The 19,532-nt window shown below is 49.2% G+C and carries 19 protein-coding genes and 2 riboswitches; all 19 genes read left to right on the forward strand.

Features of this window, described 5'->3' with window-relative positions; genetic code table 11:
- The first annotated feature begins 330 nt into the window (after nucleotides 1-330).
- The 19 genes from hpf (at nucleotide 331) to ABJ225_RS13745 (ending at nucleotide 19,525) form a co-directional block, all read left to right on the forward strand.
- A complete protein-coding gene (gene hpf, locus ABJ225_RS13655; RefSeq protein ID WP_048006637.1) occupies nucleotides 331-912 on the forward strand; it encodes a ribosome hibernation-promoting factor, HPF/YfiA family in 582 nt (193 codons plus the stop codon).
- Nucleotides 913-1,066: 154 nt separating this feature from the next.
- The gene (locus tag ABJ225_RS13660; protein ID WP_347320799.1) at nucleotides 1,067-1,903 is read left to right on the forward strand and encodes a DUF1028 domain-containing protein; all 837 of its coding nucleotides are present in this window, start codon (nucleotides 1,067-1,069) and stop codon (nucleotides 1,901-1,903) included.
- Between the two features lie 129 nt (nucleotides 1,904-2,032).
- Nucleotides 2,033-3,145 (forward strand): YecA family protein, encoded by a 1,113-nt coding sequence (locus ABJ225_RS13665; protein WP_218246416.1) that lies wholly within the window; start codon nucleotides 2,033-2,035, stop codon nucleotides 3,143-3,145.
- Between the two features lie 237 nt (nucleotides 3,146-3,382).
- Nucleotides 3,383-5,893, forward strand: a complete 2,511-nt coding sequence (secA, locus tag ABJ225_RS13670; protein WP_347320800.1) for a preprotein translocase subunit SecA — start codon at nucleotides 3,383-3,385, stop codon at nucleotides 5,891-5,893.
- Nucleotides 5,894-5,969: 76 nt separating this feature from the next.
- Nucleotides 5,970-7,071 (forward strand): peptide chain release factor 2 gene (gene prfB, locus ABJ225_RS13675; RefSeq protein ID WP_159644242.1). Its coding sequence is split into 2 segments (ribosomal slippage): nucleotides 5,970-6,041 and nucleotides 6,043-7,071, totalling 1,101 coding nucleotides; the frame shifts between segments, so codons are not numbered across the junction.
- A gap of 204 nt (nucleotides 7,072-7,275) precedes the next feature.
- A complete protein-coding gene (locus tag ABJ225_RS13680; RefSeq protein ID WP_053429080.1) occupies nucleotides 7,276-8,142 on the forward strand; it encodes a YitT family protein in 867 nt (288 codons plus the stop codon).
- Nucleotides 8,143-8,207: 65 nt separating this feature from the next.
- On the forward strand, nucleotides 8,208-8,516 hold the full coding sequence (gene cccB / locus ABJ225_RS13685) for a cytochrome c551 (RefSeq protein WP_056540295.1): 309 nt from the start codon (nucleotides 8,208-8,210) through the stop codon (nucleotides 8,514-8,516).
- 472 nt (nucleotides 8,517-8,988) lie between these two features.
- Nucleotides 8,989-9,675 (forward strand): cell division ATP-binding protein FtsE, encoded by a 687-nt coding sequence (gene ftsE, locus ABJ225_RS13690; protein WP_053429081.1) that lies wholly within the window; start codon nucleotides 8,989-8,991, stop codon nucleotides 9,673-9,675.
- Entirely contained in the window at nucleotides 9,665-10,549 is an 885-nt protein-coding gene (gene ftsX / locus ABJ225_RS13695) for a permease-like cell division protein FtsX (protein ID WP_048006645.1), read from the forward strand. The genes ftsE and ftsX overlap by 11 nt, the downstream gene beginning before the upstream one ends.
- 39 nt (nucleotides 10,550-10,588) lie before the next feature.
- The gene (locus ABJ225_RS13700; protein WP_056540298.1) at nucleotides 10,589-11,959 is read left to right on the forward strand and encodes a murein hydrolase activator EnvC family protein; all 1,371 of its coding nucleotides are present in this window, start codon (nucleotides 10,589-10,591) and stop codon (nucleotides 11,957-11,959) included.
- Nucleotides 11,960-12,335: 376 nt separating this feature from the next.
- Nucleotides 12,336-13,661 carry a peptide MFS transporter gene (locus ABJ225_RS13705; protein ID WP_056540301.1) on the forward strand — a complete coding sequence of 442 codons (1,326 nt, stop codon included), beginning with the start codon at nucleotides 12,336-12,338 and terminating at the stop codon, nucleotides 13,659-13,661.
- A 141-nt stretch (nucleotides 13,662-13,802) separates the two neighbouring features.
- A riboswitch (cyclic di-GMP riboswitch) is annotated at nucleotides 13,803-13,889 on the forward strand.
- Nucleotides 13,890-13,986: 97 nt separating this feature from the next.
- On the forward strand, nucleotides 13,987-14,259 hold the full coding sequence (locus ABJ225_RS13710) for a hypothetical protein (protein ID WP_048006648.1): 273 nt from the start codon (nucleotides 13,987-13,989) through the stop codon (nucleotides 14,257-14,259).
- 170 nt (nucleotides 14,260-14,429) lie between these two features.
- Nucleotides 14,430-14,699: a 30S ribosomal protein S14 gene (gene rpsN / locus ABJ225_RS13715; RefSeq protein WP_079515483.1), complete on the forward strand. Its 270-nt coding sequence runs from the start codon at nucleotides 14,430-14,432 to the stop codon at nucleotides 14,697-14,699.
- Nucleotides 14,700-14,710: 11 nt separating this feature from the next.
- A complete protein-coding gene (locus ABJ225_RS13720) occupies nucleotides 14,711-14,956 on the forward strand; it encodes a type B 50S ribosomal protein L31 (protein WP_048016172.1) in 246 nt (81 codons plus the stop codon).
- 21 nt (nucleotides 14,957-14,977) lie between these two features.
- On the forward strand, nucleotides 14,978-15,331 hold the full coding sequence (locus ABJ225_RS13725; RefSeq protein WP_056540308.1) for a hypothetical protein: 354 nt from the start codon (nucleotides 14,978-14,980) through the stop codon (nucleotides 15,329-15,331).
- Nucleotides 15,332-15,525: 194 nt separating this feature from the next.
- A complete protein-coding gene (locus ABJ225_RS13730; RefSeq protein WP_347320801.1) occupies nucleotides 15,526-16,050 on the forward strand; it encodes a class I SAM-dependent methyltransferase in 525 nt (174 codons plus the stop codon).
- A 13-nt stretch (nucleotides 16,051-16,063) separates the two neighbouring features.
- Entirely contained in the window at nucleotides 16,064-16,636 is a 573-nt protein-coding gene (locus ABJ225_RS13735) for a redoxin domain-containing protein (RefSeq protein WP_347320802.1), read from the forward strand.
- A gap of 80 nt (nucleotides 16,637-16,716) precedes the next feature.
- Entirely contained in the window at nucleotides 16,717-17,856 is a 1,140-nt protein-coding gene (locus ABJ225_RS13740; protein ID WP_347320803.1) for a trans-sulfuration enzyme family protein, read from the forward strand.
- Between the two features lie 131 nt (nucleotides 17,857-17,987).
- A riboswitch (SAM riboswitch) is annotated at nucleotides 17,988-18,101 on the forward strand.
- Nucleotides 18,102-18,229: 128 nt separating this feature from the next.
- The gene (locus tag ABJ225_RS13745) at nucleotides 18,230-19,525 is read left to right on the forward strand and encodes an O-acetylhomoserine aminocarboxypropyltransferase/cysteine synthase family protein (protein ID WP_347320804.1); all 1,296 of its coding nucleotides are present in this window, start codon (nucleotides 18,230-18,232) and stop codon (nucleotides 19,523-19,525) included.
- Nucleotides 19,526-19,532 lie beyond the last annotated feature (7 nt).

The following is a 19,532-nucleotide window of genomic DNA, read 5'->3' on the forward strand; positions in this document are numbered from 1 at the left end:
AAAGGCTAAAAGGTGCCAGGCACAAAAAGGCTAAAAGGTGCCAGGCACAAAAAGGCTAAAAGGTGCCAGGCACAAAAAGGCTAAAAGGTGCCAGGCACAAAAAGGCTAAAAGGTGCCAGGCACAAAAAGGCTAAAATCCCCCATCCCTCGACAAACCCCGCCCTCAACCCTCACAACAACCCGCCCCAATCCCCATATCCCCGCCACCAATCTACCATTTTCTACACCCTCTCCACAAAATTGACAAATAATTAAGAAAGTTTAAGCAGGAATACGAAAGGGAATGCAGAATATATACAACATAGCTATATTTTTAAAGGAGGAGTTTACATGTTGAATTACAACATTCGTGGCGAGAACATTGAGGTAACTCCAGCTATTCGAGAACACGTGGAGAAGAAGATCAGTAAGTTGGAGCGTTATTTCAATGAAACTCCTGATGCAAATGTGCACGTTAACTTGAAAGTCTATCCTGATAAAAATACCAAGACGGAAGTGACGATCCCGATGCCGAATCTGGTGCTTCGCGCAGAAGAGCGGAACACGGATATGTATGCGGCGATCGATTTAATAGTCGATAAGCTTGAGCGTCAGATCCGTAAGCATAAGACGCGGGTGAACCGCAAGATGCGTGAGAAGGGCAGTCCGAAGGAGTTCTTCGCGGCTCAGGAGGATCTTGGGAATGTGGCACCGAATGGGGTGGCAGAGCCTGAGGTGGATGAGCTCGAGGATGATACGGAAGTGGTGCGTACGAAGAATTTCAATCTGAAGCCGATGGACAGCGAGGAAGCGATCCTTCAGATGAATATGCTCGGGCACACGTTCTTCATCTTCACGGATGCGGAGACGAACGCAACGAATATCGTATACAAGCGTAGAGACGGCAAGTACGGCCTGATCGAAACGCATTAATGAATAGCCAAGGGTCCTGCGGTCTCATCAGACCGCAGGACCCTTCCCGTTTACGGGAAGGCGACCGGTCCGCAAACTAAGCGGTCCAGCATGACGTACACATAGTCCTGCATGACATGAACTGCACTACCCACCATAAAGGAGGAACCCAAACATGACCTACTCCATCATCGCCCATGACCCCGAAACCCAGGAATGGGGCATCGCCGTCCAGTCCAAATTCCTGGCTGTCGGCTCTGTTGTCCCTTTTGCCAAAGCAGGAGTCGGCGCCATCGCCACCCAGTCCTACGCTAATACCGCTTATGGTCCCGAAGCGCTCCGTCTCCTCGAAGAAGGGAAGACGGCAGAGGAAACATTAGAGCTCATCACAAAAGACGATCCTGAACGCCATCTGCGCCAGGTAGGAATCATCGACGCCCATGGCAATCCGACCACGTATACAGGAGAAGGATGCTATAACTGGGCTGGGGGGATGACCGGGAAGCATGTGGCCGTTCAGGGGAATATCCTTGTGGATGAACAAACGGTGCAGGCCATGCTCGATACCTTCGAAGCAACCAATGGTTCCCTTGCAGACAGGCTTCTCACCGCGCTGAGTGCCGGACAGGATGCCGGTGGCGATTCGAGGGGGATGCAGTCTGCCGCCCTTCTCGTCGTAAAAGAAGAGGGTGGCTACGGAGGATTCAATGATCGCTACATCGATCTGCGCGTGGACGACCATCCATCGCCGATCGAGGAACTGAAACGGATTTTCCGCATGCACCAGCTTTACTTCAAACCGTCCGATTCCGGCCGGGTCGTCCTGATTGAAGGCACGCTCCGTGATGAATTGGACAGGGAACTCACGCGCTTGGGATACAAGGACCCTAAGAAGTCGCTGCAGCAGAGCCTGACGGATTATCTTCATACAGAGAACTTCGAGATGCGGGAGCAGGATGAAAGCTATATCGACCTTGATGTCCTCGATTTCATGAAAAATCAGGGACGTTAATGAGACGGGAACCGGCCTGGAACAGGGGCTGGTTCTTTTTTCTTGCGTTAAAACGGTTTATAGTAAGGCTTACTTGTTATATAATGAATGTTTGTGTGAAGGTCGTGAACTATTTTGGAGGTAACAACAATGAATGAGGTAACAGGAATGAATACAGTTGGACGAAATGAACCTTGCCCATGCGGTAGCGGGAAAAAATATAAGAAATGTCATGGAAAAGAAAATGCCATCGATATTGATGCGCTGGTGAAGCAGGAGCTGGATGTGCTTCAGGCACAGGCGTATGATTTCATTGCGACGACGCAATCACCGCATATGGAGGAGCTGTATCATCAGTATCTTTCCAAGATGGAGCTGATGAAGGCCGATCCCGATATTTATGAGATGGCGTTTGTGAGCTGGTATGGGGTGACCCAGAAGGATGAGGAAGGGCTCCGTCTCATTGACCGGTTCGTGGACAAGCAGACGGTGACCCGTCCACAGACGGCAGAACGTCTTGAGTCTTGGAAGAAGGTACGGATCACAGCGGGGAGCGTGGAGAAGGTCGATGACGAGACGCTTCGCGTGACGGAAGCCATCACGGGTGATGAGCTGTTGGTGAAGGAAGCGTTCGGACACATGGAAGAGGGCAGCTTCTTCCTTGGGCTTCTGCTGCCGAATGGCGACAGCTACATCCCGTTCGCTCAGTACTTCATCTATCCGATCATCGAGAAAGGGGCTTCGGAGATGGTGAAGATCCGCTTTGAGCAAGGCGAGTTTGAAGACTTGCAAGAGTACCTTGCCGGGCAGTATCTTGAGCTTGCCGACGTCGGCTTCGTCCTGTACGGTGCCGAGAAACGCAAGGCTGCGAAAACGCCTGCCCCGGCAGAAGAGAAAGAGGAGACGACGGGAGCCATCGAAGGCGTCGAGATCTGGAAGACCCCTGAGTATATAGAGGCCATCAAGGCCCTTCAGGATTACCTGGAGGAAAAAGGGGAGAACAAGAAGGAGAGTGCCCTTCTTGTTGCGGTACTTGAGAAGTACTTCTACACTGAGCGTCCGACGATCCGCAATCCGAAAATCTACTCAGGTGCCATGGTCGATATGGCGAAGAATATCGACGAGATCAGCATCCGTCACGTGCAGAAGGAGCTTGCCGAGCATTTCGACGTGTCGGCCAACAGCATCTCGAGACGGAGCAAGCAGATCTGGGAGAGCTATCAGGACACCGTGTACAGCATGCTGAAGGAACAAAAGGCTTAAGACATAAAAGGAGACCGCCCTTTCATTCAGAAGTGGCGGTCTTTTTACAAGGGTCCCATTTTCCCAATATGTTGTAACCCCCCTATGATAGTGGTAAGATTAGTAGGTATACGCATGAAGGAATTCAAGGACTCTGTCTCGAATAAGGATAGAGCACATTTCTCATGGGAATCTCATGTAAGACGTTTATAATGGATGAAGCCCTCACCGTAAACACAGATAAAGGAGCGTTTATGAATGCTTGGATTATTAAATAAAGTGTTTGATGGAAATAAAAGAGAAATCAAGAAGCTCGAAAAGCTTGCTGATCAAATAGAAGCCCTTGGTCCTGAAATGGAGCGCCTGACGGATGATCAAATCCGTGAGCGTACGGTCCGCTTCCAGGAGCGTTATCAAAAAGGGGAAGAACTCGATGATATGCTCGTCGAGGCGTTTGCCGTTGTTCGTGAAGCGGCACGCCGTGTACTCGGTCTTTATCCGTATCGCGTCCAGCTCATGGGGGGTGCCGCCCTTCATGGAGGAAACATCTCCGAGATGAAAACCGGTGAAGGTAAAACATTGACAGCGACGATGCCGGTCTACCTGAATGCCATCACAGGCAAAGGCGTCCACGTGGTCACGGTCAATGAATACCTGGCCAGCCGTGATGCCGAAGAGATGGGCAGACTGTATGAGTTCCTCGGTCTTTCCGTTGGGTTGAACCTCAACTCCATGGGGAAAGAAGAGAAGCGCGAAGCATACAGTGCCGACATCACCTACGGTACGAACAATGAATTCGGGTTCGACTACCTGCGTGATAACATGGTCCTTTACAAAGAGCAGATGGTACAGCGTCCCCTTCACTTCGCAGTGATCGATGAGGTCGACTCCATCTTGATCGATGAAGCCCGTACGCCGCTTATCATCTCCGGAAACGCACAGCGCACGCCTCAGCTCTACATCCAGGCGAACGCCGTCGTGCGCACCCTGAACAAAGAGGACGATTATACGTATGATGAGAAGACGAAGAGCGTCCAGCTGACCGAAGACGGAATCAGCAAGGTCGAGAAGGCATTCCATATCGACAACCTCTTCGATATCACCCATGTCACCCTGAACCACCATATCACGCAAGCGCTGAAGGCTCATGTGAGCATGCACCGCGACGTGGACTATGTGGTACAGGAAGGCGAGATCATCATCGTCGATTCCTTCACGGGACGTCTGATGAAAGGACGCCGTTACAGCGACGGTCTTCACCAGTCCATAGAAGCGAAGGAAGGCCTGGAGATCCAGAACGAAAGCATGACCATGGCCACCATCACATTCCAGAACTACTTCCGTATGTACGAAAAGCTTTCCGGTATGACCGGTACGGCGAAGACGGAAGAAGAGGAATTCCGCAACATCTATAACATGAACGTCATCGTCATCCCGACGAATAAGGAAATCGTCCGTGATGACCGTGCCGATCTGATCTATGCGTCCATGGAAGGGAAGTTCCTTGCAGTGGTCGAGGATATCAAAGAGCGTCATGAGAAGGGGCAGCCGGTCCTTGTCGGTACAGTCGCCGTCGAAACATCCGAGCTCATCTCGAAGCTCCTGACGAAAAAAGGCGTACGCCATAACGTCCTTAACGCGAAGAACCACGGTCGCGAGGCGGAAATCATCCTGGAAGCGGGACAACCTGGATCCGTTACGATCGCCACGAACATGGCCGGTCGTGGTACGGATATCAAACTGGGTGAAGGCGTCATCGAGCTTGGCGGACTGGCCGTCATCGGTACAGAACGTCATGAATCCCGCCGGATCGATAACCAGCTCCGTGGACGTTCCGGACGTCAAGGGGACCCGGGTGTCACCCAATTCTATCTCTCCATGGAAGATGAGCTCATGCGCCGCTTCGGCTCCGACAACATGAAGAGCATGATGGAGCGCCTCGGGATGGATGACACGCAGCCGATCCAAAGCAAGATGGTCAGCCGTGCCGTCGAGTCCGCCCAGAAACGGGTCGAGGGGAATAACTTCGATGCCCGTAAGCAGCTCCTTCAATATGATGATGTCCTTCGCCAACAGCGTGAGATCATCTACAAGCAGCGTTATGAAGTCATCGATTCCGAAAATCTCCGCGACATCGTGGACGGTATGATCAAATCGGTCATCGAGCGTCAGGTGGCTGCCCATACGCAGGAAGAAGAGATGGAAAACTGGAACCTTCAAGGCATCATTGATTACGTCAATGCGAACCTGCTCCCTGAAGGCGAAGTGAATGAAAACGAGCTTCGCGGCAAAGAGCCGGAAGAGATCGTCGACATCATCTTCCAGGATGTCCATCACCAGCTTAATGAAAAAGAAGACGATATGTCTGAAGAGCAGATGCGTGAGTTTGAGAAAGTCATCCTTCTCCGCGCTGTCGATCAAAAATGGATTGATCATATCGATGCCATGGATCAGCTCAGACAGGGTATCCACCTCCGTGCGTACGGTCAGACCGATCCGCTTCGTGAATACCAGCATGAAGGTTTCGCCATGTTCGAGAACATGATTATCTCCATCGAGGAAGATGTCGCGAAATACATCATGAAGGCTGAAATCAAAAATAACCTTGAGCGCCAGGAAGTGGCCAAAGGCCAGGCCGTCAACCCGAAGGAAGACGGTGAGAAGGCGAAGAGGAAGCCCCTCCGCCGCAAGGAAAGCATCGGACGAAATGATCCATGCCCATGCGGAAGCGGGAAGAAATATAAGCACTGCCACGGGATAACCGGATAAGAGGAAAACTACCTGGAGCCTTGCTCCGGGTACTTTTCTGAAAAGATGGCCCCAAATACTACAAGAGGTGAATAAAATGGAACATGCAGAAATTCGATCAGAGTTAGAAAAATCAGCTAAGACATTAGCGGACTTCAGGGGGTCTCTTTGACTTAGAAAACAAAGAGGCACGAATCCAGGAGCTCGATGAAATCATGGTTCAACCCGATTTCTGGGATGACCAGCAGAAAGCACAAGGCTTGATCAATGAAGGGAACGGCCTGAAAGATCTGGTGAATGAATACAATGCACTTCTTGAATCTCATGAAAATCTCGAGCTGACCCTTGAACTATTGAAGGAAGAGCCCGATGCAGAGCTTCAAGAGGAGCTTGAAGGCGAACTTGAAGAGCTCATCACCCGTTTGAACGACTACGAACTTCAGCTTCTACTCAGTGAAGAACATGATAAAAATAATGCCATCCTTGAGCTTCATCCGGGTGCTGGTGGTACCGAGTCACAGGACTGGGGCTCCATGCTTCTCCGTATGTACACGCGCTGGGCAGAGAAACGCGGATTCAAAGTGGAGACCCTGGATTATCTTCCAGGTGATGAAGCCGGAATCAAGAGCGTCACGCTCGGTATCAAGGGGCATAACGCCTACGGCTATCTGAAAGCGGAAAAAGGCGTTCACCGTCTTGTCCGTATCTCGCCGTTCGATTCGTCAGGCCGTCGTCACACGTCCTTCGTGTCATGTGAGGTCATGCCGGAATTCAACGAAGAGATCAACATCGAAATCCGTACAGAGGATCTGAAGATCGATACGTACCGTGCAAGTGGTGCCGGTGGTCAGCATATCAATACGACCGACTCCGCCGTGCGGATCACGCATCTTCCTACGAACGTCGTCGTGACCTGTCAGTCCGAGCGTTCACAGATCAAGAACCGTGAGTCAGCCATGAAGATGCTGAAAGCGAAGCTTTATCAGCGTAGGATCGAAGAGCAGGAGCAAGAGCTTGCTGAGATCCGTGGTGAGCAGAAAGAGATCGGATGGGGAAGCCAGATCCGTTCCTACGTATTCCATCCGTACTCCATGGTGAAAGACCACCGTACGAATACGGAATCAGGAAACGTGCAAGGTGTCATGGACGGAGATCTTGATCCGTTCATCAACGCGTACCTGCGTTCGAAAATCCAATAAGACTGAGGCCGGTCCCAAAACGGGATCGGCTTTTTTTCATCCCGCCACACTACCACTTTAATACGGCATTGGGCTGTCATTTACACCACCCCGACCCCATGCTATACTCTCAAAGGTTGATATGGAGGGGATTCACGCCCCTGCATGCAAAGCATTTGAACTACTCATACTAACGTAACGGATAAAAAAGGAGTCGGAAGATACATGGTATTGAAGGGGAGAGGGCGGAATATAGATCCAGCCCGGGAGAAATGGCTTGAATATGTATTTGTAATCATCGGCTCGGCCATCGTGGCCATTGCCTTCAACGTGTTCCTGCTGCCGAATGAGGTTGCCTCCGGCGGGGTAAGCGGAATATCCACGATCTTGAAAGGGGTTCTCGATTGGAAGCCTGCGTACGTGCAATGGGCATTCAATATCCCCTTATTCATTGCCGGATTGATTTTCCTCGGTCTTCAGTTCGGAGTAAAAACAGCGATCGGAACTATATTTCTTCCATTAGTTGTATTCCTCACAGAGAGCTGGGAGCCTTGGACGACGGATCCCCTTCTCGGAGCACTATTTGGCGGAATCGGAGTCGGTTTAGGTTTAGGAATCGTCTTCAGGGGGAAAGCATCTACTGGAGGGACCGATCTGGCAGCTCAGATCGTCAATAAATTTACCGGTCTTTCCCTTGGTACATGTGTAGCCCTCATCGATGGGATGATCGTCCTTTCGGCGGCCATCGTCTTCGATATCGAGCGTGGTCTCTACGCTCTCATTGGCCTATACGTGACAAGCAAGACGATCGACCTCGTCCAGGTCGGCATCAGCCGGTCGAAGATGGCGCTGGTCATCACGAACAAACAGGAAGAGATCCGTGAAGGGATCCTGCATAAGATCGATCGCGGTGTGACAAAACTATCAGCATACGGTGGTTATACCGATGATGAACGCCCGATCCTGATGGTGGTCGTCGATCAAACGGAATTCACAAAACTGAAACAACTGGTCAAAACCATTGATCCATCAGCATTTGTCGTCACAATGGATGCTTCGGAAGTCCTCGGGGAAGGTTTCAAACGGGTCTAACGCTGGTATAATGATCGTATAATGAGGAAGTGAACCTCACTAAATTTTTCCTAGGGGGAGAATGAATGAAGAAGAAACTCATTGGTGCCCTCCTTGGCGCTTCACTTGTCCTCGCTGCTTGTGGCAACGACGAAAGTACGGAAACAAGTACCGGCCAGGTAGATCCCGAGAAGATCGTCAACAACAAGTGTACAAGCTGTCATGGTGGCAACCTCGAAGGCGGCATGGGTCCTGCCCTTAATAATGTAGGGGAGAGGCTCAACAAGGATGAAATCCTTCATGTCATTGAAAACGGAAGAGGGCAAATGCCGAAGAACCTGATCAAAGGTGAAGAGGCGGATGCCGTTGCCGAATGGCTTTCCAACAAAAAATAACGCACTATCAAGAAGGATCCCTTGGTGGATTCTTCTTACCCCAATCCTTTCTTTAAGATTATATTACAAACCCCGAAACACCTTGACCACCCCTATTATTCGTCAGAATATTCCCTTTTTTATAACCAACTCTCCTATAGCAAACCTCTTATCTATCAACGTTTATCCCTATAACCCATCTAGGTGTCATGACCAGTCCTTATGACCAGGTGCTAGTCAAATCCTCCTATCAAACGCCTGAAAACCCTTTAAAAACCCTATGAAAAAAGGGATATATTACACATTTACCCTTTTCTTGAAACGAAACTGTAATAATTTTTTTCCTTAACATCGAAAGAAGTGATGTTATAATAATTTTCGGGAGCACGATTCGAGTTTTTTCACCAAAATGGGAGAACGGTACAGAATCATCCCGACGAGTACATATGACCGACAGCCAAGAGGGGAACTACATAAAAAATTAGGTGATTGAATGATCGAAATGAAAGACGTATATAAGCAGTACTCCAATGGGGTCATGGCTGCGAATGGTTTCAACGTCAGCATCAAACAAGGAGAGTTTGTTTATGTCGTTGGGCCGAGTGGGGCCGGTAAGTCGACCTTCATTAAGATGATGTACCGTGAAGAGAAGCCGACCAAAGGCGATATCATCGTGAACGGTATTAATCTAGCGAAATTGAAGAATGGTAGAGTTCCTTACCTCAGAAGAAATGTAGGGGTCGTCTTCCAGGATTTCAAACTGCTTCCTAAAATGAACGTATATGAAAACATTGCCTTCGCACTTGAAGTCATTGAAGAGCACCCGAAGAATATCAAGAAGCGTGTCATGGAAGTGTTGGATCTCGTAGGACTCAAGCACAAGGCAAGGATGCTGCCGGATGAATTGTCCGGAGGAGAACAGCAGAGGGTATCGATTGCACGATCGATCGTCAACACCCCGAAGCTGGTCATTGCCGATGAGCCGACCGGGAACCTTGATCCGGAGACCTCTTGGGACATCATGAATATATTTGAAGAAATCAGCAACCGTGGGACTACGGTCATCATGGCTACTCATAACCGGGAAATCGTAAATACAATCAAGCACCGTGTCATTGCCATCGAAAACGGCAGGATCGTGCGAGACGAACAGCGAGGTGACTACGGTTATGAAAGCTAGAACGTATGGCCGGCATTTCAGGGAAAGTTTCAAGAGTATCGGACGTAACGGCTGGATGACCTTTGCATCAGTCAGTGCAGTGACGGTGACGCTCTTATTGGTAGGAGTATTCGTCGTACTGATGCTCAATATGAACAAAGTCGCGACAGACATCGAGAAGGACGTAGAAGTACGGGTACTCCTCGATATCGGAACGACAAAAGAACAATCGCAGGAAATCAACGATAAGATTGAAAAACTCAACGGAGTGGAATCGATTGAGTATTCTTCGAAAGAAGATGAACTTAAGAATCTTGTGAAAGATATGGGAGATGACTTCCGACTCTTTGAACAGGATAATCCACTATCCGATGTCTATGTAGTAAAAGCGACCAACCCAGTCGAAACCGGTAAAATCGCAAAAGAGATCAGCACGTATGATCACGTCGATGAAGCCTTATACGGGGAAGCGAAAGTTGAGAAGTTATTTAATGTATTGGAAATGAGCAGGAACGTGGGGCTTGTCCTCATCATCGGTCTATTATTCACGGCGATGTTCCTTATCTCGAATACGATTAAAATCACGATTGTTGCCAGAAGAAGAGAAATCGAAATAATGAAACTGGTCGGTGCAACCAACTGGTTCGTACGCTGGCCATTCATACTGGAAGGGCTTTGGCTCGGAATCCTAGGTTCTATTATCCCGATTGCTCTTGTTACAACAGGCTATTACTACGCATATGAGTTTATTAAACCAAAACTACAAGGTCACTTTATTCAGGTATTAGATTTTACCCCGTTCATCTACCAGGTAAACGGATTGATCCTATTGATGGGTTGTCTCATCGGGGCATGGGGAAGCTTCATGTCCGTCCGTAAATTCTTGAGAGTGTAAAATTTGATAGGTTGATAGAAGCTGAAAGGAGCATGCCGCTTGAACAGGAAGTATTTCGTCTCATTATCCATCGCAGCAGTATTGACAATCGGAGGTCTTGGCACCTCTGCAAGCGCCCACTCTTCAGTGGACGATCTGAAGAAGCAGCAGGATGACGTTTCTTCAAAGAAAGAGGAAGTCAACGGTAAAATCGATTCTAAGAAGTCTGAGATCAATGAAACCGTCAGCAAACAAAAAGATATCCAAGGACAGATCGATGTACTTGGTAAACAACTGAACGATACAGAATCAAAGATCAAAGACAAAGAAAAAGAAATCGATGATACGACCGCTGAAATCAATAAGCTTAAAGAAGAGATCGAGGTATTGAAACAGAAGATCGAAGAGCGTAATGAACTTCTGAAAGAGCGTGCGCGTGCCATCCAGGAAAAAGGCGGCTCAGCCAACTATGTAGACGTCCTACTTGGAGCTGACAGCTTCGGAGACTTCGTCAACCGTGTAACAGCAGTCAACACGATCGTTAGTGCGGACAAAAAGATCATGGACGAGCAAAAGCGTGATCAAGAAGAACTTGAAAAGAAACAGAAACAGGTAGAAGAGAAGCTTGCGTCCCTTGAAAAGGATAAAGCGAGCCTTCAAACCTTGAAAAAAGAATTGGACAGTCAAAAAGCGGAAAAAGCCGAATTGTTCAAGCAGCTTGAAAAACAACAGAAATCATTGGAAGTTGAAAAAGCTGACCTTCAACAAGAATCAGATGAGCTTTCCAAACGTGAAAAGAGCATCGAAGGTGAAATCCAGGCTGAACAAGAACGTCTTGCAGAACTTGCTCGTAAGCAAGAAGAAGAGCGTAAGCGTCAGGAAGCAGAAGCAGCCAAGAAGCGTGCAGCAGAGCAGGCAGCAGCTCAGGCAAGTGCAAGCAGCAGCTCATCATCATCTGCATCAGCTTCTTCTGCGCCACAGGCTAAATCAGCACCAGCCGCACCGGCACCAGCAGTTAGCTCAGGCGCTTGGACTCGTCCGGCATCTGGAGCCATCACAACGAACTTTGGTACAGATATCCTGAACGGCAAGCCTCGTATGCACTGGGGTACTGATATTGCAGCACGCGGAAGTGTTCCGATCGTTGCAGCAGCTGATGGTATCGTCATCCGCAGCGAGTATAGCTCAAGCTACGGTAATGTTGTATACATGACTCACTCGATCAATGGTAAAACCTTCACGACTGTATATGCTCATATGTCTTCCGCACTTGTGGGTAATGGTCAATCAGTCAAAAAAGGCCAGCAGATCGGATACATGGGTGACACAGGTTACTCATTCGGTCAGCATCTGCACTTCGAGCTTCACGCAGGACCTTGGAACGCAGCGAAATCCAATGCGGTCAATCCGCGTCAATACATCAACTTCTAATTCCCAGGCATCCCTTCCAATCGGAGGGGATGTTTTTTTTGTGCCGTTTTTTCCGATGTCTTTCAGAAATCCTTACTCATATGTACGCACAAGCCCCACGAAAGTTTCATTCTTTCCTTAATTCACATTCAATCATTTCACCTTTACGTAAGGATGATTTCGTAAGAGATTCCAAATAATAGAACACCTACTTAATTATTATAAATTTAATATTATGAATTCATAATATATGTTTGACAATTATTATAAACATTCATTAGAATGAATAAATACCCCCTCACAGCTAGGTTATTTCTTTCTATTTCAACAGTTTTATCCGCTTCTGCCCATGTCGGCAGAGTATGTGTTTTACAGTTTCAAAGGAGGATTCATCATCGTGGAAGCAAACATACATCAAGAGCAGTCATCTGAGTTCAGAAAGAAGCATCCTCCTGGGCTTTATCTTCTATTTGCAACAGAAGCTTGGGAGCGATTCAGTTATTATGGGATGAGGGCCATCCTTGTCCTTTATTTGACCGCCACGGCCATCAACGGTGGACTGGGAGCCGATAAGACGACGGCAATAAGTTTATACGGTACGTTCACCTCGGCGGTTTATCTCACCCCGATCATCGGAGGCTATCTGACAGACCGATTCCTGCCTAGACGGACGGCCATCACGATCGGTGGGGTCCTCATGGCACTCGGGAACTTCTCGATCTTCCTTCATCAAAGCATGGGTGCCCTATACTTGGGTCTCGCCCTGTTGATCATCGGGAACGGATTCTTCAAACCGAATATCTCGACGATCGTCGGCGAACTCTATCATATCAATGACCCGAAACGGGACGGTGCGTTCACCATCTTCTATATGGGTGTGAACCTGGGTGCGTTCGTCGCTCCCCTTGTCGTCGGTCTCATGGACTATAGATACGGCTTCCTGACAGCCGCGATCGGTATGGTTGTCGGCCAGGTGCTATTCAATACCCTTGGGAACAAATACCTTGGTGATATCGGTAAAGAGTCAGCCAAGAAGGTGCAGGAGCACACCGAGACTGCCAGCAAGGCACCCCTGACGAAACAGGAAGTGCGCAGGACGATTGCCATTGTCATTCTTGCCGTGATCACCATCGCGTTCTGGACAGCATTTGAACAGGCTGGAAGCTCGCTTACACTGTTCACAGAAGAAAACATCGATCGTCATCTCGGCGATTTCATCATCCCGACGGAATGGTTCCAGTCGTTGAACTCCCTGTTCATCATGCTGCTGGCACCGATCATGTCCATGCTCTGGTTCAAACTTTCCCAGACGAAAAATGGTGATTTCAAGACGCCTACCAAGATGGGTATGGGTCTGATCACCGTGGGTCTTGGATTCTTTATCTTGATCCCGGCCTCAGTCATGGTCGGTGATGATTCACAGGTAAGGGTGAACATGCTGTTCATGGTCTTCACCTACTTCCTTCATACGTTGGCGGAACTGATGATTTCACCTGTCGGCCTATCCATGGTCAGCAGGCTGTCCCCGCTTAAATTGACATCCGTGCTCATGGGCGTTTGGCTTGCCAGTTCAGCCGTAGCCAATAAGCTTGCAAGTGTCCTTGCAACGTACACTCAATCTCTTGGATACTTCGATATTTTCGGTTTGATCGGGATCGTCACGATTGTCCTTGGGATCATCGTCCTGTTCGTATCAAAACCGATTGCGAAATTGATGGAGTAGTTGCTTGTACCTGCATAAGAGTGGTGACAGAGTGAAAAAATGTCTATTTTAGAACATATATGAACTCTCTGTTTTCAAGCATTACGTTTTCTAGTATAATTGTTGTAATACCTAGTAATAGGAAAGCCAGCCAGCGAATTTCTTCGATAAAGGCAAACCGGTTGAAAGGCCGGGACGCAAAGCCACGGGTCTAAGGTTTGGAAAAACTAAGATCGCCGGGTTACCGAAAAGGAATGACCATTAAATGCCAAGCATTTAATCCTGCCATTCTTTTTTGGCAGGCTTTTTTTATGGTACATACGATTTTCATTTGCGAGGTGAAAACATGGAAACGCTCAAGGCACATGAAGCTAGAAGGCTACTGAAGAGCTTCTGCAGAAGAAGCCGCACCACCCTCAAGCAAACCTATCTTGGTAACTACTCAGCAGAACAGGTCAGCGACATCCTTGTCCAAACGCTCGAATTGAAAGAAGTCAAACGGATTGTGCAGGATATCCGCCTCATCGACCAGCGGGGAGGAAACTCGACCTCTTACTTGATCCTGATTCTGGATGCCCTGAAGGAATACTTGGAAAATGAAGATTCGCTGGTTCATTGATAACTGATGGACCTGTGCAGACGGACCCGTTCTCTTAGTGGAAGGGGTCTTTTTTACGTGCGAAACAGGGTGGTTGCATTTCATGAGGTGATATGGTTTAATATACTCATACGTTTTAAAACGTAATGATTACGATTTGTTAATTTGATATTAGAAATAGAGGTGAAAACATGGCCAAAAAATCAAAAGTGGTCAAAGAAAAGAAGCGCCGTGAAATCGTGGCGAAATACGCGGAACTCCGCAGGGAGCTGAAAGAAAAGGGAGATTACGAGGCCCTTGCCAAGCTTCCGAGGGATTCTTCCCCAACGAGGCTCAAAAGCCGCTGTGAAGTGACGGGCAGACCGCGGGCGTATATGAGGAAATTCAAAATGTCACGGATCGCCTTCAGGGAATATGCCCATAAAGGTCAGATCCCAGGCGTCAAAAAATCAAGCTGGTAGGAGGAAAAGACATGAAAACAAACATACATCCAGAATATCGAGAGGTCCTGTTCATGGATACAAACAGCGGATTCACCTTCCTGACAGGCTCAACAAAACAGTCGAATGAAACGATGGAGTGGGAAGACGGGAAGACCTATCCACTCTTGAAGGTCGAGATCAGCTCGGACAGTCACCCATTCTATACGGGCCGTGAAAAATTCACCGACAGGGATGGACGCGCAGAACGATTCATGAAAAAATACAATATGAAGTAAGGACGATCGGGAGTGGTTGGGATGAATGAGCACTTAATGGAAATCATCGGCAGGGAAATCGTGGCGTCACTGCCGGCACCGGAAAGAAGCATGTATGAGTTCGTCACGGCTCTTGAAGATGAATATGCGAGTATGTCTGCCACATCAGAAGAGTTCATGCAGCTCCTGGTCAAACATGCCCCTCACAGGCAGGCAGCAGCCCATTTCAGCTTGTCATTCGGTGAATTCATCCAAACAATGAGAAAGATCGAAGAAACGATCAATGCCGAGATGGACCTGCGCCTCAGCCGCATGACTTGGATCGACTGCACCGACCGATTCAGACAGGGTGATACCCAGTACTTTTATTTCTCCATGGAACCGGAGGAGCAGTAGCCTTCCCATGCTCTATAAATCGGAATGATTACGTATAAAGCCCCATTCATCTCACCCGACCTGACAAATGTTCACAAAAAGATCCCGCTCATGGGATCTTTTTGCGTTGATCCGGGTTGATTTTTCTCCTCCATCTGTAATAATTCATATGAGGGGCAAGCTAGGGATATCTTCACTCTAAAGGAGGAGTCCCCATGGCTGCCGAAACAAATACAATCACATCTGAAGAGCTGCTGGATCTACTTGAGTTGAATGAAAGGGATCATGTGGCCGACCTCGGCTGCGGTACAGGCTTTCTGACGATTCCGATTGCGCGTATCGTGAGTACCGATGTGCATGCCATCGACCTCGACCGGGGTGCCCTGGAAGAGCTGAAGCGGCGCGCGGAGGAACTGCAGGTAGAAAACATCCTTTATGAACATATGTCATTTGAATATTTCCGTTTTTCACAGAACACGCTTCATAAGGTCATTACGAGATTTGTGCTCCATGAGTTGCCGAATCTTGTCAAAGTGATCCAGGATCTCAGGGATATGCTCAGGGATGACGGTCTTTGGCTGATCATTGAAACGGAAGCGCTCCCACAGGGGAACAGCCTTTCTTCCAATGATCTGGTGAGGAAGCTTCAGTCGGCGGGCTATGAAGTGGAGAGAGGGTATTTGAGATCGACCATTTACTATTTGATTGCCAGAAAGGCTGTGCGGAGATCCGGCCTATAAAGGAAGGGATTACATGAACAAACGAATACTATCATTGGGACTCATCGGTGTCCTCGTCGCCATCTTCCTGGTGAATTTCGTCCGGCATCAGCAGGATCAGAAAGAAAAAGACGCAGCAGCCCAGCTTGCGAGTGAATCCATGGACTTATCCGATGCGGAGACGGGGCTTTCCAAAGGTGATCAGCCACCGGACTTCACCCTGACCACACTGGAAGGAAAAGAAGTGCGCCTCTCGGATTATAGGGGACAGAAGATCATCTTGAACTTCTGGGCAACGTGGTGTCCACCCTGCAAGGCTGAGATGCCCCATATGGAGGAATATTATCAGAAAGAGCCCGGTGCAGAAATCCTTGCCGTGAACCTCACGTCCCAGGAGCGTATGGAAGGTGCGGCGCAAAAGTTCGTGGACGGATACGAGATCACGTTTCCGGTACTCCTTGATAAAGACGGAGCCGTGGGGAATGCCTACAGCATCATTACGATCCCAACCACGTTCATGATCGACTCGGAGGGAATCATCCAGCATAAAATCCTCGGTCCGATGAACCAGGAAATGATGAAAAAGATGGTAGAAGGCATGAATTGAACCACTTTTCTTCTCGGAATCTTCTGAATATGGTACACTCTTCTACATACATATTTTCGTAGAGAGAGGATGGCCACGAAATGAATTTCACCACCAAGGTCGTACATAGTCAGTTGAAAGGAACAGAGGAAATCAAAAGTAAAACCACACCGATCTATCAAACATCTGCTTTTTCCTTTTCATCCCTGGAGGAACTGGAAGGGTTCTATGAAGGGAAATCACCCTATCTATACACACGGACGGGGAATCCCAATCCTGATGAGCTGGGAGGTCTTGTAGCAGCCCTTGAAGGGGCACCGGCAGGAGTCGCCGCTTCATCGGGGTTATCCGCGATCCTCGTAGGGATCCTGTCTGTCGTCCAGGCAGGGGATCATATCATTGCTGCTGAAGATCTGTACGGGGGGACCTTCCATATGCTGAAGGAAGAGCTTGCGGGCTTCGGTATTTCCACTTCATTCGTGGACTTCACCGACCGGAATGCAGTGGAAGCAGCGATCACCGACTCGACAAAACTTCTCTATAGTGAAACGGTGACGAATCCCTTCATGAGGGTAGAGGATATACCGGCCATGGTGGAGATGGCGAAAGAACATGGTCTCACGACGATGATCGACAATACGTTTGCGACCCCGTTCCTCCGTAAGCCTTTCACTGAAGGCATTGATATCGTCGCCCATAGCGCAACGAAGTACATAGGCGGTCATAGTGACGTCACAGCAGGTGTTGTGACCGGAAGGCAGGATCTGGTGGATAAGGCAAGAGCGAAGATCGTCAACCTTGGGGCCAATCTGAGCCCATTCGAGGCGTGGCTCACTTGCCGGGGAGCGAAGACCCTTGCCCTACGCATGGAAAGGCAGGCACTGAATGCCGAGCTCCTTGCCGTCGAACTCAGGAGGCACGAATGGGTCAAACACGTCTACTACCCGAATAATCTATCTGAGAAAGGTCATGGAGCCATCGTCACCATCGAGCTTGAACCATCCGCTGATATGAGTACCTTCTTCAAGTCACTTGGCTGGATCAAGATCATCCCGTCCCTGGCCGGGGTTGAAACGACGGTTTCCTATCCGTTGGGGACATCTCACAGGTCCCTGCCGGAGGAAGCGCAGAAGAAGCTCGGAATCAATACGCATGTGGTCCGGATTTCACTTGGAATCGAGGACCCGGAAGACATTAAATCCCAAATGCTTTCAGCAATCAGCAAGTGTCATGAGATTTAAAAAGAACAACGCTCTCAAGTCAGTAGTGGCAGTCGTCAATGGGAGATTAGACGAAAAATTCTAAAAATAACCTTGACTCCCAGAGGGGATAGCCTTTATAATTCTTGCTAACGAACACTTACAACTTAATGCTCTTATCCAGAGAGGTGGAGGGACTAGGCCCGATGAAACCCGGCAACCTTCATGTGCATATTTGCCATGAAAAGGTGCTAATTCCTGCAGGCGCATTGCCTGAAAGATAAGAGGAGGACCCTATTCAATTAGACCCTCTTCTTAGGAAGGGGGTTTTTATTTTTGCCCCTTTTCAGCCCCGACCATCATCCATCACAGAACAAACCCAATCATTAAAACAAACACTCAGGAGGAATGTACGATGACGAATTCATTCGATTTTGACACACTTTTGCTTCACGGAGGACAGGAAGCAGATCCTACCACGGGATCACGCGCCGTGCCGATCTACCAAACTACTTCATATGTGTTTGACAGCAGTGAGCACGCTGCGAAGCTTTTCGGACTGGAAGAGCCGGGGAACATCTATACGCGGATCATGAACCCGACGGTGGACGTTCTGGAGAAACGTCTGGCTCTCCTTGAAGGCGGCATCGGGGCCCTCGGAGTATCATCGGGCATGGCGGCGATCTCCCTCTCGATCCTGAATATCGCAGGAGCCGGGGACGAAATCGTAGCAGCGACGAATCTGTACGGAGGCACCTACAATCTCTTCTCCACCACCCTGCCGAAATACGGCATCACCGTGCGCTTCGTCGACCCAACGGATCCGGAAAACTTCCGAAGCGCCATCAACGAGAAGACAAAGGCCGTATTCGCCGAAACGATTGGCAACCCTAGCCTTCATGTCCTTGATATCGAAGCGGTCGCCAAAGTGGCCCACGAACATGAAATCCCGCTTATCATCGATAACACCTTCGCCACACCGTATGTGACCAGGCCGATCGAGTGGGGGGCAGACATCGTCATCCATTCGGCCACCAAATGGATCGGTGGTCATGGTACAGCGATCGGAGGCGTCGTCATCGACGGAGGGAAATTCGATTGGAACAACAAGAAGTTCCCGGGATTCATCGAAGAGGACCGAAGCTACAACGGCCTCCGCTATGCACAGGATGTCGGTGCTGCGGCGTTCATCACCAAGCTAAGGGTCCAACTGCTTCGTGACCTTGGCGCCTGCCTGAGCCCGCAGAACGCCTTCCTTCTCCTGCAGGGATTGGAGACGCTGCACCTCCGCATCGAACGCCATACAGAGAATGCACGGAAAATCGCCGAGCATCTTGAATCCCATGAAGGGGTAGCATGGGTTTCCTATCCTGGACTCGCTTCGCACCCGTCGAACCAACTGGCCAAGAAATACTTGGAGAACGGCGCGGGCTCTATCGTCGTCTTCGGGATCAAAGGTGGCCGGGATTCAGGACGCAAAGTGGTGGACAATATCTCGCTCTGGTCCCATGTGGCCAACGTGGGGGATGCGAAATCCCTGATCATCCACCCGGCTTCCACGACACATCAGCAGCTGAACGACGAGGAGATCAGGGCAACGGGCGTGACGGAAGACCTTGTCAGGCTGTCGGTCGGCCTGGAATCAGCGAAGGATCTGATCTCTTCCCTGGATGAAGCCATCGAGAAGGCACGCGAAACGTCAAACGTGTGAAGGAGGC

Origin of the sequence: Rossellomorea sp. RS05 (genome assembly GCF_039822645.1) — a bacterium.
GTDB classification, from domain to species: Bacteria; Bacillota; Bacilli; order Bacillales; family Bacillaceae_B; genus Rossellomorea; species Rossellomorea marisflavi_B.